14 protein-coding genes are annotated in these 16,296 nt (G+C 34.8%); 2 read left to right on the top strand and 12 right to left on the bottom strand.

What is annotated here, in order from left to right; translation table 11 throughout:
* Window positions 1-233: 233 nt before the first annotated feature.
* Window positions 234-1,511 (top strand): MFS transporter, encoded by a 1,278-nt coding sequence (locus CEQ21_RS04040; RefSeq protein ID WP_185763362.1) that lies wholly within the window; start codon window positions 234-236, stop codon window positions 1,509-1,511.
* A gap of 36 nt (window positions 1,512-1,547) precedes the next feature.
* Here CEQ21_RS04040 and CEQ21_RS04035 read toward each other — a convergent pair whose 3' ends face one another.
* The 12 genes from CEQ21_RS04035 to CEQ21_RS03980 all read right to left on the bottom strand — a co-directional run bounded on the left by CEQ21_RS04035 (window position 1,548) and on the right by CEQ21_RS03980 (window position 13,871).
* Window positions 1,548-2,108: a CBO0543 family protein gene (locus CEQ21_RS04035; protein ID WP_235907157.1), complete on the bottom strand. Its 561-nt coding sequence runs from the start codon at window positions 2,106-2,108 to the stop codon at window positions 1,548-1,550.
* Between the two features lie 22 nt (window positions 2,109-2,130).
* The gene (locus tag CEQ21_RS04030; protein ID WP_185763361.1) at window positions 2,131-2,589 is read right to left on the bottom strand and encodes a CBO0543 family protein; all 459 of its coding nucleotides are present in this window, start codon (window positions 2,587-2,589) and stop codon (window positions 2,131-2,133) included.
* Between the two features lie 276 nt (window positions 2,590-2,865).
* A complete protein-coding gene (locus tag CEQ21_RS04025; protein WP_185763360.1) occupies window positions 2,866-3,549 on the bottom strand; it encodes a DUF554 domain-containing protein in 684 nt (227 codons plus the stop codon).
* Between the two features lie 76 nt (window positions 3,550-3,625).
* On the bottom strand, window positions 3,626-4,441 hold the full coding sequence (locus tag CEQ21_RS04020; protein WP_185763359.1) for a MerR family transcriptional regulator: 816 nt from the start codon (window positions 4,439-4,441) through the stop codon (window positions 3,626-3,628).
* 82 nt (window positions 4,442-4,523) lie between these two features.
* On the bottom strand, window positions 4,524-6,446 hold the full coding sequence (locus CEQ21_RS04015; RefSeq protein ID WP_185764080.1) for a lipoteichoic acid synthase: 1,923 nt from the start codon (window positions 6,444-6,446) through the stop codon (window positions 4,524-4,526).
* A 592-nt stretch (window positions 6,447-7,038) separates the two neighbouring features.
* Window positions 7,039-8,229, bottom strand: a complete 1,191-nt coding sequence (locus CEQ21_RS04010; RefSeq protein ID WP_185763358.1) for a GTP-binding protein — start codon at window positions 8,227-8,229, stop codon at window positions 7,039-7,041.
* Between the two features lie 38 nt (window positions 8,230-8,267).
* Window positions 8,268-8,636, bottom strand: coding sequence for a hypothetical protein (locus CEQ21_RS04005; RefSeq protein WP_185763357.1), 369 nt, complete (start codon window positions 8,634-8,636; stop codon window positions 8,268-8,270).
* A 59-nt stretch (window positions 8,637-8,695) separates the two neighbouring features.
* Window positions 8,696-8,965, bottom strand: coding sequence for a 30S ribosomal protein S14 (rpsN, locus tag CEQ21_RS04000; protein WP_185763356.1), 270 nt, complete (start codon window positions 8,963-8,965; stop codon window positions 8,696-8,698).
* Window positions 8,966-9,037: 72 nt separating this feature from the next.
* Window positions 9,038-9,187 carry a 50S ribosomal protein L33 gene (rpmG, locus tag CEQ21_RS03995; RefSeq protein ID WP_127740395.1) on the bottom strand — a complete coding sequence of 50 codons (150 nt, stop codon included), beginning with the start codon at window positions 9,185-9,187 and terminating at the stop codon, window positions 9,038-9,040.
* Window positions 9,188-9,416: 229 nt separating this feature from the next.
* On the bottom strand, window positions 9,417-11,588 hold the full coding sequence (locus tag CEQ21_RS03990) for a bifunctional diguanylate cyclase/phosphodiesterase (protein ID WP_185763355.1): 2,172 nt from the start codon (window positions 11,586-11,588) through the stop codon (window positions 9,417-9,419).
* A gap of 851 nt (window positions 11,589-12,439) precedes the next feature.
* Window positions 12,440-13,090 (bottom strand): hypothetical protein, encoded by a 651-nt coding sequence (locus CEQ21_RS03985; RefSeq protein ID WP_185763354.1) that lies wholly within the window; start codon window positions 13,088-13,090, stop codon window positions 12,440-12,442.
* A 106-nt stretch (window positions 13,091-13,196) separates the two neighbouring features.
* Window positions 13,197-13,871 carry a matrixin family metalloprotease gene (locus tag CEQ21_RS03980; protein ID WP_185763353.1) on the bottom strand — a complete coding sequence of 225 codons (675 nt, stop codon included), beginning with the start codon at window positions 13,869-13,871 and terminating at the stop codon, window positions 13,197-13,199.
* A gap of 842 nt (window positions 13,872-14,713) precedes the next feature.
* Here CEQ21_RS03980 and CEQ21_RS03975 point away from each other — a divergent pair.
* Window positions 14,714-15,589, top strand: coding sequence for a helix-turn-helix domain-containing protein (locus CEQ21_RS03975; protein WP_185763352.1), 876 nt, complete (start codon window positions 14,714-14,716; stop codon window positions 15,587-15,589).
* Window positions 15,590-16,296 lie beyond the last annotated feature (707 nt).

Raw genomic sequence — 16,296 nt, 5'->3', positions numbered from 1 at the left:
CTTCCTATACAATAATATCGGAATAAACATTCCTTACTTTCACGTAGAAAAGACCTATTTTTTCAAAATAAACTATATTTTAAAATAGACGTTACTCCGAGTAAGGAATTTCCTTTTTTAGGATGATTACATTATTTGTAGTTGTTTCTCCCTTTCTTTAATACTAAAATGGAAGAAGTGGACTTTAATCAAGTCCTTAGTCAGATCGATTATGAAAGAGGAGGCGCATCAGCTTGGGCTTAGACAAAAAGGAAAGTGGTTATAGATGGATCGTATTTAGCGCCGTCTTGTTTGCCTATTTCTTAATCGTAAGTCAAAGAACCGCTCCAGGACTTATTACGGAGCAAATCATGAATGATTTTCATATTTCAGCCTCAACAGTTGGAATGATCAGCAGTATTCAATTTTTAGCCTATGCAGGATTACAAATTCCTGTCGGCCTATTATCAGATCGCTTTGGACCAAACCGGTTTCTTATCGTTGGGACTTTACTAACAGGACTCGGAAGTCTTTTCTATAGTATTGCTCCAAATGAATTTGTTTTGATCACATCCCGATTTATTGTCGGTGTTGGAGATGCTGCTATTTTTGTAAACTTAGTTTTAATACTTAATGAATGGTTTAAAGGGAATGAATTTGTTAAATTGATGGGGATCGTTGCACTCATCGGCGGCATTGGATCGTTATCTGCGACACTGCCTTTTTCTTTATGGATTACGAATGCTGGCTGGAGAATTCCTTTTTTAAGCGTCAGCATCATTTTGATTTTGTTCTCATTGGTTCTTCATTTCGTATTAATCTCCAAGTCTAGGAGAATATTCAAACAAAACACGCCGGCAAAACCGGCTAAGCCGGTGAGAAGGGAAAGTGTCTGGAACATTCTCCGCCGTGTCGTAACTACCCAACAAGCTTGGGCAACCTTTCTTTGTCACTTTGGTGTTGTTGGAACTTATGTTGGCTTTATCGGTTCATGGGCTGTGCCTTATGGCATGAATGTCTTTGATTTAACACGCTCTAGTGCAAGTCAAATTGTGATGTACGCGTTAGTTGGAACAATGATTGGCGGACCTTTCCTCGGCTGGATTTCCAGCAAAACTGGTCAAATAAAAAAAACCTATACAATTGTCCATCTAGTCGTCATCATTGGCTGGGTTGGATTATTCAGCTTAAACACAAGCCCGCCTTTCTTAATGGTATTATTCATGCTCTTCATCTTAGGATTTGGTAACGGTGCAAGTGCCTTAACATTTGCCATTGTGCGCAAATCTTTTCCAATCGAAGAAGTTGGTGTTGTAACAGGGTTTGCGAATATGGGTGGTTTTTTAAGTGCTGTGTTATTGCCAATCTTCTTTGGCCATGTATTAGACTTCTTTCCGAAGGAGTCAATCAGCCTTGGCTATCATTACGGCTTTATCGTTCCAGTGATATTCTCCTTATTCGGCCTTGTTGGCATACTGTTAGCGAAGGAAGAGAAGGTTGCTGAAAGTAAAAAGGTTCTAAAAACATCATAACAAAACTGTAGGGGAATCCGGATGGGCTCCCTTTTTTTATTCTTGTTTGATTTCAGTAAATTTGCACTTATAAACAAAGAGATGGCTCACTAAATAAAAAACAGTCATAATAATAAACGAATACGTATACTCCCATTGAAGCTTTTTATATAAATCAATCATACTAAGCAACGGTAAACCTATAAATGATCCAAATGCTCCAAAACCTATAGCTTTAATAAATGGGTTTATCTTTGGCTTATACTGGAGTAACAACTTAACAATCACTGGCAACACGGAAAGCCGAAAGGAAAAATTAATGGTTGCAACCGGTAGCACCTTTATTGGGTAGGACCAGCTACCAAACATAACTCCAACCGTATCCAGTATTTCGGACATAACCATTACCAATAGGCCACCAGCAAATAACCTGCCTGAACTATTTTTATCACGGATAAAGAACCATACAAACCACGGAATAATAATCATACCAAGCGCAATCCACCACTGCCAAGTAAATAAAAATGCGTGAAGAATTGCATCTACAATCATACTATTTCCTTCAGTTATTTTTCCGTTAGCCTCATCAATGAGTCGCAAACCTTCTTGATATTCCATAGTATCCACCTTTAATAATTCTTTAAGATTTTGTATTTGGAAGCTCTGATTTGCTTTGCAATCTCAAGAAGAATTCCACTATTCCTTTTGACATAATTGTTATTAGTACATAGCCTAGGAAAATATAAAAGTAATTAGTTCCCTTACTTAAATAGAACAAATGCATTTCCACAAAAAACGGCTTTAACACAAACGAAATAAGGGCAATTAATAATAAGGAGTGCAGATAAAAGTTAGCCTTCTTTTTGAGCGTATATTGGTACATAAAGATAAAGAGCACTGGAACTAACGAACTGTCCATCCCGAAATGAATTGGAAGTGTTGGAATTGCTTTATAGGGATATCCAATATAATTGGCTCTTGTTGCCATACTATCGATATATGCGGTCCATACATGGATATTAAAGCCAAAAAAAAGCAGTAAAAACAACCTGTTACGATTAATAAATAGGCAAAGTATGATAAGTGGCACGATAATCATTAAGATATTAAACCAAAATTGCCATGTATCAAAAGCAGAATACTCAAGCCAATATTCATTCCAAAGATCGAAGACCGCTTCTTGTGCATACTTAATTTCTTCATCTAGCTTGCTCTGGTGATATTACTGACATGTTCTCCCCCCTTTTTTTGCCAAAATTCCTATTAATAAATAAGGATTACTTTTATTATGCTACAGTGTGATTCCTGCTATTCTTTTCCGCTTGTTTTTAGTGCTCGATAAAAAAAAGCTGCCAAATGGCAGCTTTTACTGGTTCTATAAGTGTAATACATGCATGATAAGAAATACCAATGGCGGCATCAGCAATGATGGCAAAAGATTAAGGGTATTGCATTTTTTTATGCCTAATATACTTAATCCTGAAGCAAGAATCAATATTCCCCCTACGATGGTAATTTCATTCAGTAAAGCATTGCTTAAGGAGTTTTCCATTAAGAGCGCTATTAAGTAGATGGAGCCTTGCCAGCAAAATAATACAATTGCAGCAACAGCTATGCCAATTCCAAATGTCGAGGCTAAAACAATGGATGTTATGCCGTCTAACATTCCGTTTGCAAGCAAGTATGTATAATCCCCTTTAAGTGCTGCTTCAACAGGTCCTAAAATAGACAATGAACCAATACAAAATAATAAAATTGCAGTCGATAACCCTTCTGCTAAATTTCCTTTCGAATATTTATTGACTAAGGCATTGAATCTTGTTTCTAAATCAAGCTTTTGGCCGATAAGTCCTCCAATTGCAAGACTGACAATAAAGAGGACGGGATATTTACTTGAAGGAATATGCTGAACGATAGCATTAATGCCTAATCCCATTGCTACTAACCCCATCGCCTGCATGAGAATCGAATGATATTCATCCTTTATCCCCTTTTTAAAAATACTGCCGATAATACTACCTGCTATAATCATTCCGACATTGAATAATGTACCAAACATGTCTTTTCCCCTTTCAATATTTATGAACCTTAAAATCAAAAATAAACCCTCTAGTAACTAGAGGGTCAAGAAAAAATTATCTTTTATATGGCAGCAATATTTCTGTTACATATTTTTCCACGTCATTTGTTAAACCAGAGTCAATGATGGTAATTTCAATTGAATCATCTATCAGTTTGTAATTACGGTCCTTTATAAAGTTTAGTAATTTTTTATAATGATGTGCTGCATCCATATGAGTGCCCTTAAAGCGAATTCTAAGGTACTCTCTCGCAGGAATTATAACAGAGGCAGAATCAACCTGATCTCCCTCCTCTAAAACCATAAACACGCTTGAATATGTAGCAAAGTTGTAAGCTTTTAATTGAGCCATAGAAATGGATATTCCTATCTTCCCTAAAAAAACGCCGCCCTTTATGCCAAAATTATTTCTTAATTCCGTTATAGGATGCTCGAGATCTTCCCCCAGCACATACTGATGTCTTAAGTAAGCTAACCGCATCTCAGGCAGCTTTATCTTCGTAATCTCGTCAAGCGGTGTATGGACAGCATCTTCTATTTGCATAATTCGATGAGATATTTTCTTTTCAATTAACTCCAGATTTCGTTTTTGCTTGGCCACTTCATCCTGTTGCTCTTTTAGCATGCTAACAAGAGAATCTATATCTCGGAGTGTAAAAAAATCGATAATTTTGCTGATAGATAAATCCAATGCTCTTAAGTATTTAATCGAATTTAACCGTTCAAATTGCTGTGTCGAATAATACCGGTAGTTTGTTTTTTCATCCATATAGGCGGGATGCAGTAACCCTATTTCATCATAATAACGGAGTGTCGCCACTTTAATATCGAACAGCTTGGACACTTCGCCAATTGTAAAATAATCCTTCATTAAGAACCCCCCTTTGCAGTTAATTCTAAAAAAACTGCACCCTACATTGGTTTCTCTCCAATCAGAGTGCAGTACTTTCTTATTACTTTTGAATACTACTGTAATTGTAGTCAGAACGATTTATCGGAGTAAAGTTCTTCGGTGTGTAGAAGCGCAATAAATCACCATTAACCACTTTATCGGAAAGCCTTAATGTTTCCTCCACACTTGCTTGATAAGCCTTCGCTTTTTCAAGTATTTCCTCATCGTCAATCAACTCACTAGATTTGGAATCATAGTATTTACCATCTGTTAATGTGTATTCAGGACTGACAAACTCTCCGTTCCTGAACGGAATCACTTCATCATGCTCTTCTGAAAGAATATCTGTCCCAAAATGGATATAATCCTTCGTATTAACGCCTAACAAATGTAACATTGTTGGCAGCAGATCAATTTGGCCAGCATATTGGTGCATCGTACCACCTTCGATACCTGGGACACGAATGAAAAGTGGTGTTCGCTGTAGGCCGGCACTTTCAAAGGAATCCACTTCTTTACCGATCACCTTTTCCATTGCTGCATTATGGTTTTCTGAAATTCCGTAATGGTCACCATACATAATAATAATCGAATTGTCGTATAGACCTTTCTCTTTCAGGTCTGCGAAGAACTGCTCCATCGCTTCATCCGCATAGCGTGCTGTTTGAAAGTAGTTATCTACAATCTTATTGCCAGTATTGTTTGGTGCGATTGTTGCTTCCTCTTGCTTCATTGTAAAAGGATAATGATGTGTCACTGTAATGAATTTTGTATAGAAAGGCTGACTCATCGAACTCAAGTACGGTATGGACTGCTCGAAGAACGGTTTGTCCATTAACCCATAGTCTGCCAGCTGTTCAGGATTCATGTCATAGGAATTGGAATCATAAAAGCTGTTAAATCCAAACGATTTATAAATTTCATCCCGATTCCAAAAGCTACCAGTGTTTCCGTGGAATACAGCCGATGTATAACCAAGCTGACCTAATACTCCAGGAGCTGCCTGATAGGTGTTCAAGCCTTTCGTTGTAAAAGCAGAGCCTTGCGGAAGGCCATACAAGGAGTTCTCAATCATAAATTCAGCATCCGCTGTCTTTCCTTGGGCAGTTTGGTGGAAGAAATTATCGAAATACAATGTGTTTTCTTCCTTTGTTAAAGAGTTAAGAAATGGAGTTGCCTCTTCCCCGTTCAATTCATAATCAATAATGAAATTTTGAATGGATTCCATATGGACATAAATAACATTCATGCCCTCTCCAACACCAAAGTACTTAGCATTTGGTTCTGCATAATTTGATTGAGTATAATTAATAACTTCCGCCATATCATCTGTATCTGCAAGCACACGCTGAGCAGAAGCCTTTGTACTTTGCACCGCATCATATATGGTGTAATTATACATCCCTAAATATTTAACAATATAATTTCGGTCAAATCCCCTTGTCAATAACTCAGGACGGTCTACTTCAGCTAACGCCAAGTTCATGCCTGAAATACCTAAGGCAATGCCGAAAATACTTAAACCTTGTCTAAAACCGACGGGCCTAACATCGACTTTCACCTTTTTAAAAACAAGCAATAAGACTAACAACACACTATCAATAAAAAAGAAAACGTCGTATGGCTTTAATAATGAATATATACTGCCGCTAACATCGCCAAAGTTTTGCGTTTGAGTAAGGGTCGGCAATGTAATAAAATCATTAAAAAAGCGGTAGTAAAGTGCATTCGCATAAAGCAGGAATGAAAGGACAAAATCAATGACAATTAGCACAATATATTTTTTTCTGCCTTTAAATGTTAGTGCTAACCCGAGAAATAAAAGGGATGAGCCAAGCGGATTTAAGAAAAGCAAAAAGTGCTGTAGGGAATTGCCTAAACCTAAATCAAACTGCGTCAGCTGTACGACATATGTTTTCATCCATAGCAGAAACACTGCAGCAAAAAAGAAGTATAAATAGTTTTTATTTGTGTCTTTGAACATATTTAAATTTTTTATTTTTAACACCAACCTCTATCTTTTATATCCGTCTCCATATGAATTTTTTAGCATTTACAAGTGTACCATTTTTGTTCTAGTAAATTAAATATGATGGAGAGTGTGAGATCATGGGATACACCCAATAATTTTCAAAAAATTATCCTTTGGGACATGCCTCCATAACCACATTTTATTCACTATTAATCCCTTTATTAATTATACGTAAAAAAGAAGTAAAAAGTTTCACCACAAATTCTTCCATATAATTAGTTTCCACCTATTGTAAGCGAATTCCATAGCATTATATCGTATTATACGATATGGTAGCATATTGTTCCACTCTTCACCTTATACAATCTTAGATTATTTATTCCGAACTTATTAAGGAAGATTCTAGTAATTATTATTCTGTAAGGGTTATTATTTCAAAATTGATTATAAGAAGGTTTTGCGCGAAGGAGTGTAGATGTCATAATAAGAAAAAGCTTTAGGCCCCATAGGCGAGGCCTATATGGCTAAAGCTTTTTTCTGCAAACAGAAATGAAATGGTTCTAATGGCTTAATCCTAGGAATTTTTTATCCTAACCTATCTGCTTTAGGCAATTTCCCAATAGAACGGGTCACCTAATGCAGACCAGTCATCGGCATATTCGTCATTTGTTAACAAGCACTCATCTAATTCCCTCCTGATTAAATCGACATCTAAATCCATTCCAATAAACACTAATTTTGTGTGCCGGTCTCCATGGTCTTTATCCCAGCTATCGCTCAATTGAGGATTTGTTTTAATTATCTCTTCCTGCCTGTCTTTAGTAAGGGAAGCAACCCAATAGGAGATTGGCTCGACTTTCACAGAAGGACCCGCTTGTGAAAGAAGGATAGCTATATTATTACGAGATGCACACCATGCAATCCCCTTAGCACGGACTATTTGCATAGGCATTTGTCCGCACCAAGCATTAAAGCGTTCCGAATGAAATGGCCGTCTACTATAATAAACGAAGGAGCTCACTCCGTACTCCTCTGTCTCTGGCGTATGTTGTGCAGGTCCTGCATTTAACTCTTTCAGCCAACCAGCAGATACACTCGCTTTCTCAAAATCAAATAAATTAGTATGTAGTATTTCTTTCATATCTATTGAACTATTTACTGTGCGAATAATTTTTGCTTCTGGCTGCAGAGTTTTTAAGACCTTTTCTAAGCTTTCAACAGCTTCCTCTGTTACTAAATCACATTTATTCAATAACAGAATATCGCAAAACTCAATTTGGTCTATCAAAAGGTCTGCAATATTACGCTCATCATCCTCGCCAACTGCTTCTTTCCGATCAAGTAAGGAATCTCCTGATTCATAATCATGCCAAAACCGATTAGCATCCACGACGGTTACCATTGTGTCTAATTCACAAAATTTAGTCAGATCAATCCCTAACTCCTCATCGATATAGGAAAAGGTTTGTGCAACAGGAATAGGTTCACTGATGCCTGAAGATTCTATCAGGATATAATCAATATCTCCTTGCTTAGCAAGGCTTTCTACCTCTTCTAACAAGTCTTCTCGTAATGTGCAGCAAATGCAGCCATTAGACATTTCAACAAGCTTTTCCTCTGTTCTGGAAAAACCGCCTTGTGTCTGGATGATTTCACTGTCAATGTTAACCTCACTCATATCGTTAACGATAACCGCTACCCTCAGCCCCTCTCGATTATTTAACACATGATTAAGCAAGGTTGTTTTTCCTGAACCTAAATAGCCACTTAGCACTGTCACAGGTATTTTTTTCATTACTCATCGCCCTCTTTTTTAAATTCTATGTATATGGATTAATTCACAAAAACAAACGACCAATTGCTCTTTGTTTTATTTTTTGCTGCTGGCTTGTAATCTGTCATATCTATCCATTTTATTTGTTTGTATCTCTCTATCATTGCCCGGTCAATTTCTCCTTGTGCTTGATTAATTACTGCTTTAATATGTGGTACCTTCAGTGAAAAATGCTCTGCCGCTTTTCTTATAGGAGGTTTTTCATTCATTAGTTTAATAAAGTGGCTTTCACTTACTGCCATCCTTTCTAATTCATCCTCTTCGCATTCAATGAATTGGTATATTTCTCGCATTGATGGCGACAAGCTTTCAATTGTACTCCTATAAAGGAACTCAACCAGAATAGGATTAATCAAATTTATATCCATAACATCCTCCAGTAAAGTTATTCAAGCCGTCAATACTAGATATGACGGCTGTTTTATTATTACCAGCTAGCCTTTTTCACACCAGGAATTTGTCCTTTATGTGCATATTCTCTAAAAGCAATCCGCGACATTTTGAATTTTCTCAAGTAACCTCTTGGTCTTCCCGTCACTTCACATCTGTTTTTTAATCGTGTTGGCGAAGAATCTCTTGGGAGTTTTCTTAGTGCCTCATAATCCCCTTTTTCTTTTAACTCCATTCTTAATGCCGCATATTTTTCAACCATAACTTGGCGTTTTTTTTCCTTTATTACTTTAGATTTTTTTGCCATTCCATTCATCCCTTTCTTTAATCGTAACGATTACGATTTAAAATTTATACTTGTCCATTAACCAGTTAATTTTTACTTTGTTTCTCTATGCAGTGTCCTTTTTTGTAACCGAGGGCAATATTTCATAAACTCTAGGCGATCCGGATTATTCCGCTTGTTCTTAGTGGTAATATAATTCCTGTCCCCAGTTTCTGTACATGCTAACGTAATTTTGACTCTCATGATAATTCCTCCTAATAATCTTACCGCTAATTGATTAACGGTTAGTTACAAATCGTAATGATTACGATTTAGTGTTTTATAAATACTTATTTTAGTTGAATAAAATCGTTTTTGCAAGCTCTTTTATCAAAACACCGATTTTTTTTTAGCTCTTCCCCATTCTTTACATAGTAAAAGATCAGCTTGACATGCCAAGCTGATCCTTTTCTTTCTATACCAACAGCCAAGGTCAATCTATTAAACGAAGCTCGTTAAGTGGCAATGGCTTACTGTAGTAATAGCCTTGTGCTTTTTCACAATTCATTTCTTTTAATACATTCACTTGCTCCTCCGTTTCAACACCTTCAGCAATTACCTTCAGTCCTAGATTATGAGCCATTACGATAATTGTGGAGGCAATACTGCAATCATCCATATTTTCCCCGATGTTTTGAATAAAGGATTTGTCTATTTTCAAATAATCAATCGGAAACTTTTGCAAATACTGCAAAGAGCTGTACCCAGTTCCAAAATCATCGATGGAAATCTCTACTCCTAGATCCTTCAATTGATAAAGAATTTGAGTTGCCTTCTCAACATCCATTGTCATGCTTTCCGTAATTTCCAGAGTAATATAGGCGGGATTTATCCCTTCCTCGTTTAAAATGTTAGCCACTGTAGAAACAAAGCTACTGTCAAAAAATTGCCGTAAAGACAGATTGACAGAAAAGTTCATTGGGGAAAGGCCCTTCTCTTGTCTTGCTTTCAGCTCCTGGCATACCTTTCTTAGCACCCATTCTCCAATCGGAATAATTAAACCAGTATCTTCAGCAATTTTTATGAACTTTTCAGGTGAAATAAGACCAAGTTCTGGATGCTGCCACCTAATTAAAGCCTCGGCACTTGTTGCAGCATTCGTCTTTAAATCAACTATTGGCTGAAAATGAAGTTTAAAATGCTTAGAAATATCAGCCTTTCTTAACTCTGTTTCTAACAGAAACAGGTCAGATGATTGATAGTCAAACTTCTCATTGTAAAATTGATAATTATTTCTTCCTTCTTTTTTTGCTTCATACATAGCGATATCTGCATTTCGAATCAATGAAACATTATTTTCACTATCCTTTGGATACATAGCAATCCCAATGCTTGGTGTAATAAAAATTTCATGTCCATCAATAAGAAATGGAGAGGAGAGGATTTGAATAATTTTTTTTGCCTTTTTTCTAACTTCCTCTTCCGTAACATTTCTAAGTAGTACTGTAAATTCGTCCCCGCCTTGTCTTGAAACTGTCTCTTTTTTTTGAATGCATTTATTTAACCGCTCGGAAAACTGCTTTAAAAGAATATCTCCCACATGATGACCAAGTGTATCATTAATAAATTTAAATCGATCCAGATCCATAAATAGCAGTCCTAAATGTTGATTATTATTTGCAGGCTGGAAGTCAGCAATTGCTGCCTTCAGCTTTTCTTCAAAGAAACGCCTGTTAGGCAGTCCTGTCAGTTCATCATGATAAGCCAGATGCTGAATCTTTTCTTCTGCCATACTTCTTTGAATGACTAAACTCGTCAGATATGTAGCTTCTTCAATAAGCTTTATGTATTTAGGGTTAGGAGTATTTGGTTTTGAATGATAAATCGCAAAGCAGCCAATAACATTATTAAAGCTATCAAATACCGGTGTTGACCAACAAGCCTGCAGTCCATGCGATAACGCTTCATCGCGGAAATCCTCCCATAATGGATCAACAGCAATATCTGAAACAATAATCCGCTGTTTAAAATAAGCTGCTGTTCCGCATGATCCGCTGTTTGGGCCGATAGGAATACCATCGATGAAAGTAGCAAATTCACTTGGCAACCTTGGAGATGAAGCTGTATATAATTTGTCTTGTTCTTTGTCAGCAATCATAACTGAACAGCGACTATCCTTTGCAACTTTTTCCACAATTGAAACAATCTCATCTAAAATGGTTGTATAATTTGTGCCATCCACAATCATTTTGAGGATTTTATTTTGTTCCTTTACAAGAAACTCCATATAATTTTGCTGTGTGACATCTTTGGCAACACCTACAATCCCCATTGGCCTTTTAGCTCTGAAAATCGGCACAGCAACTATTGATAAATCAATCTTTTCTCCTTGTTTATTACGAATAGATACCTCAACACTATCCTTGTCGCCATTTAGCAAGCCTTCCAGTTTTTTTATTGTTACTTTCCTATCCTGTTTCTCAATTAAATCCTCATATGACAGATGAAAAAACTCTTTATCAGAGTAACCTGTCAGGATTTCTGCAGCCGGATTTACCAATAGGAACTCGCCGCGCATGTTTAAAGCAAAACAAGCTTCACTATTATAGTTAAATAGTGATTTATAAGTATCAAATAACGAATCTTCACTTACTGGATTATCCATCTTGACCTCTTCTTTCTTTACAATACAATCGTTTAATAATTCTCTTCATTCTTTTATCGGTTAATTTACTGTATGTTTTACATGAATATACAACTAATGGTGGAAACAACCATAAATGGAAATAGAAAAGAGGCTGGGACAAAACAAAAGTTAACCTTTCTAAACACGAATAATAAAATTACATCTAAATTTGAAAAATGAAACTCGTGACTAAATAGAATATGGGGTTAAAATTAGTTCGGTTCATTGCGCGCTCGTCCTCGCGCTTTCCGCGGTGTCTCATCCTTTCCTCTATTTCCCGCAGGAGTCGAGTGACCTCCGCTCCATTCCACTAAGTTTTCTAATCAGTGTATTAAAACTAAAAAACACAAAAAAAACCGTACTATTTAATCATTAGTTGATTAAGTAGTTCGGTTTTTATACAGATTCACTTACTTATGTCCCAGCCTCCTTTTAAAAAACTATTTCTTGCAAGTAACTATCAATATCTATCAAAAAGCTAGAGATACTGCGTTTTGATAGATAAAGAGTAATAAGTAAATTGAATAAATCTGATAAAATTTCAAGCACTCGTAACCAAAAATCGTAACCAAATAAAAAATTCGCACGTCAGATAATACGAACACAACCATAAACAAAGGTTTTGGATTGCTAAAAGGATTCTGGTTTAGCGAATGTGTCAAGTCTTTTTCATTCCGCTACCACTTCAAGAACTGGACAAATGCCATATTTACAATCACTTGTCTTTTAATATTACATAGTAGGACTCTTTTTTTATTTAAGATGTAGGTAATGTGCTCAATACGACTATCATAATATCACTAATAACAACCTTTTGAATGGTACTAGCATTACTCCGCACTTTCAACTTCTGCCTTTATCTCTTTCATTGTAAAATCACTATTCCCCTGCTCTGATGTAACTTGCAAAGATTGTGGTTCGATATAATCATCACTCTCAACAATAAATCTACCTTGATAGTCTCCTATTGCAACATACAAATCAGTTCCAAGTGGACCATCATAGTCTGTCAAAAATAAAACAACCTCATTTGATTTTTTTATTACTGGAGCATCATTCGCTGTTATTTCAATAGTTTTTCCTTCAATTTTTTTAAACTCTTCCTTTTGTTCTTCTGTCGTGAATATTTTTTCATCTCCACCGACATCCTTTTGTACATATAGTCCTCCTGTCTGCACTACTTTTATTGTATCTCCTATTGTAAATTCATCTTTATCTTCACTAATGATATCAAGGATTTTTACTGTTGAAATCGTAAAAGGAATATCATCATAATCAATATATTCATTGAAAATAACTTCCCCTTCAATAACTATTTCAGACCTTCCAGCTAATTGCTCAACAGATTCAAAACTATCAACCATCGAAAGTGAAGCAGACCCTACTTCGTAACCTTCTTTATTTGTTATGTCTATTCTAGTTTCTCTAGGTTCTCTTTTTTTAAAACTCATATCTGTTTTGTCAACTTGTACTGTTTTCACATCTATAATTTCTCCTGTCTCTGTCGAAGTATTGCTAGAACACCCCGCAATACTAAAAAGAAAAACGAATGAAATGAAAAATATTTTCCGCATATTTATAGCCCCTTTATTTGTATAAACTTGTTATAGTATATAATTCATCTTTAGTAGGTCCAGTTGCTCTAGGAAAAGAGTTTCTCATCAACACTTTCCCAGCATTCGCATTTGTATCTGAGAAGTGCGCCAACCCTAAAACATGACCAAATTCATGTGAAAATATTTGTTCAGACACCTCCCCAATTACTTTTCCATTAATTACCCCATTATGATACAATGATTTATTTGAAAAAAACTTATATGTATTCATTTTTACTTTAGTCCAAAAATAGTTTTTAGTTGGTACCTTACCAGATGCTGCAATCATTGTATTTCCATTAAAATACTCTGCTAATCCAAACCAACCATTATTACCGTAATTTTTATAATAAGCATCTGAAACAGAAGATTTTTGATTGCTAGTTTTTATAAAAGAAATTGGTGTATAAGCTCCAGTTCCATTACTATTTGTCCACTTACTTACTGCAGTATTTGCATTGTTTATCCAAGTTGTTGTAGCTCCCGATGAACTTATCCAATAATATTGTGTGCTTTTCCCATAATTACCAACTCCAGAAACTAACCTGGCCTTATTTGGATACACTGGTGCCGCATGAGCAACATCCAAAAACATAGAAAACAAAAGAAAAAAAGACGTAAAAATCATTACTGAAAAATAAAATATTTTTTCATTCGAAACCTCCAAATTAAATTAAAATTCTCTATTTAAAAAATCCATCAATCGCTTTATTAATACCAACTTACCTTTGCGAAAAACTTACTTATCACATTTAATACATTAATATAATTGGAAAATATAGAAACCGTACTTTGAAATCATTCCCAAAAAGAAATTGCTATAAAAATATGAATATCATATACACACTAGTTAACATAAGCGCTTATTATCGGTAGTTGTTTTTCTTCCTAAAAAACTGCTGAAATAAGCTTTTGTATTTTCACAGAGGCATTGTCTATGCACATTTTATACATTGCAGAAATACTAAGGATTATCACAGGACATTTTTTATTCCCCATTTTTTTCTGTATAAAAGATTGCATAAAACACCAATGTATCAAGAAGTGTGACAGGTGAAAATTTATGCCTTCTTCTGAAATGGCAAACGCTTTCAAATTTATGAGTGGAAAAACCATATTCGATATATCCATGTTCTTGATAGAACATGATATGTTTGAATTTAATTTTAGATTCCATTCATTAGTGAAAGATTGATAGTTAAACAAGGTATTTTCTAATTCACTCATCTTCTTATTAAGTCGAAGGGCAAGTTCATCGTAACTCACCCTTTATACTTTTTTATAAAAAACTTACATTGCACAAATAATAATTAAAATAATAATCAAACCCACATCCACATAAGTTCATTTTGTCCCCATTCCTTTCCTATCACCTTATGATAAATATTTATTCTACTTCTATATTTATGTTAACTTAGTTTTATATTTTCGTGATAAAATACTTCATAAAGGAAAACTATTAGTTTTTTATTTTCCTTTAAGAAAATCTCATGATAGGGTGTGATTTTTATGAAAGGGAAAATGGGAAAAACGATTCAATATCTTAGAGAGAGTAAAGGTTTTAAATTAAAGGAACTTTGTAACGATATCCTCTCTATTTCACAACTATCTAAAATTGAAAATGGAGAAGTGATACCTTCCGCGGATAAATTCATCAAAATATTAAGCAGATTAAATGTACGGTATGATGAATTTATTTTACTTATGAATGACGAATTTTTAGAAATAAAAATAATGCTGGAGAAAAAACTTGCTGAATCAGTTAAACTTCGAAATACACAAAGTTTACAAAAATTATCCAAAGATGCCTCAACTTATTATAGTAAGTATAACGATATCTATTTCAAACATGTAGAATCAAAGTCACTTGCCATGTTAACATTGATTAGCAGTAATAATGATTACAGCAGTGCTCGAGAACATCTTCAACCAATTAAGGAGTATCTATCTAGCATTGAAAAATGGAATTATTATGAACTAACTCTTATTTGCAACTGTTTATTTATGTTTAAGATAGAAGATGCCATTTTTTTTGGAGACAAGGCATTACGCTCTATTGAAGAGAATTATTCATTATATCGAAATGAAGAAATTGCTTGTTCCTTATTAATTAATTTAGCCATTTATTCACTAGATTATAGTGAATATTACTCTCTAGCACTAAAATATTCCCAGCTTGGTGGAGAATTAGCTTATACATCTCACGATATAGTAGCAACCTTCCAGGCAAAAATCATTCGTCAACTTACCTATTTTAAATTAGAGAATGGAAAGTTTGATAATGATTATCTACTCTCACTTATCAATACCTTTAAATTACTTGAATGGGATGAAGAATTTCAACGTATACAGCAATTCGTTTCCAAACACGGAATTGTATTATAAACTTTTTCATACATCTCATGAAGTCATGCATTATTATAAATGAATAACCTTCTCACTATTTCCTCCAATACCCAAATACAATAACTTTCAAGTAAACGTTATTTTCTATGAGAAATAAAACAAACTAAGATCATATGGCTATTAATCTTAGTTTGAGTAATAGCTGGAATCCAATCTGAAATAAGCATAAATCTACCTCCTAGCCATTGTTATGATATATAATTATAATCTTTAGCATGTTAATTGATTTTAAATATAAATTCGTTTATGAAAGAAAACTAGATAGAAGAACTTCTAAGAATTAGGGTATAATTCCAAAGGCCAAGCTATGAATACACAAAAGCTTTTTATAAACTATCCTTAAGTCAAAAATCCATAGTTAAAGGCTCTTTAGCTCCCCACCCACTATTTCTACTCAAGAAATACCTATAGATATTCGATCTAATGTTGTTGATATAATAGTATTTGAATTGATTTAAGCCTTTTTAAATTTATCATTACGACTTATATTGTTATCAAAGATATTATCACAATCATTCAATCCGTAAAACTCCAAATACCATATGGGCTGAATACCCTTTCATAGAAAATTATTGGATTAAGCTTTTGTCATATCAGGCTTCATCCAAATTTTTTTGGTAAAAATTTCTTCCGTTCGTGATGTGTATGGTCATACTAACGAAAAAACAAGAGTTGATACTATTCAT

It is taken from the genome of Niallia circulans (assembly GCF_007273535.1).
GTDB classification, from domain to species: domain Bacteria; phylum Bacillota; class Bacilli; order Bacillales; family Cytobacillaceae; genus Niallia; species Niallia circulans_B.
The sequence above is the reverse complement of the archived record's forward strand: the minus strand, read 5'-3'. Positions and strand labels throughout refer to the sequence as shown.

Excerpts from the sequence above, each read along its gene's own strand:
- CEQ21_RS04035 (WP_235907157.1), bottom strand. The coding sequence starts at position 2,108 with ATGGAATATCAAGAAGGTTTGCGACTCATTGATGAGGCTAACGGAAAA.
- CEQ21_RS04030 (WP_185763361.1), bottom strand. The coding sequence starts at position 2,589 with ATGATTATCGTGCCACTTATCATACTTTGCCTATTTATTAATCGTAAC.
- CEQ21_RS04025 (WP_185763360.1), bottom strand. The coding sequence starts at position 3,549 with ATGTTTGGTACATTATTCAATGTCGGAATGATTATAGCAGGTAGTATT.
- CEQ21_RS04020 (WP_185763359.1), bottom strand. The coding sequence starts at position 4,441 with ATGAAGGATTATTTTACAATTGGCGAAGTGTCCAAGCTGTTCGATATT.
- CEQ21_RS04015 (WP_185764080.1), bottom strand. The coding sequence starts at position 6,446 with ATGTTCAAAGACACAAATAAAAACTATTTATACTTCTTTTTTGCTGCA.
- CEQ21_RS04010 (WP_185763358.1), bottom strand. The coding sequence starts at position 8,229 with ATGAAAAAAATACCTGTGACAGTGCTAAGTGGCTATTTAGGTTCAGGA.
- CEQ21_RS04005 (WP_185763357.1), bottom strand. The coding sequence starts at position 8,636 with ATGGATATAAATTTGATTAATCCTATTCTGGTTGAGTTCCTTTATAGG.
- rpsN (WP_185763356.1), bottom strand. The coding sequence starts at position 8,965 with ATGGCAAAAAAATCTAAAGTAATAAAGGAAAAAAAACGCCAAGTTATG.
- rpmG (WP_127740395.1), bottom strand. The coding sequence starts at position 9,187 with ATGAGAGTCAAAATTACGTTAGCATGTACAGAAACTGGGGACAGGAAT.
- CEQ21_RS03990 (WP_185763355.1), bottom strand. The coding sequence starts at position 11,588 with ATGGATAATCCAGTAAGTGAAGATTCGTTATTTGATACTTATAAATCA.
- CEQ21_RS03975 (WP_185763352.1), top strand. The coding sequence starts at position 14,714 with ATGAAAGGGAAAATGGGAAAAACGATTCAATATCTTAGAGAGAGTAAA.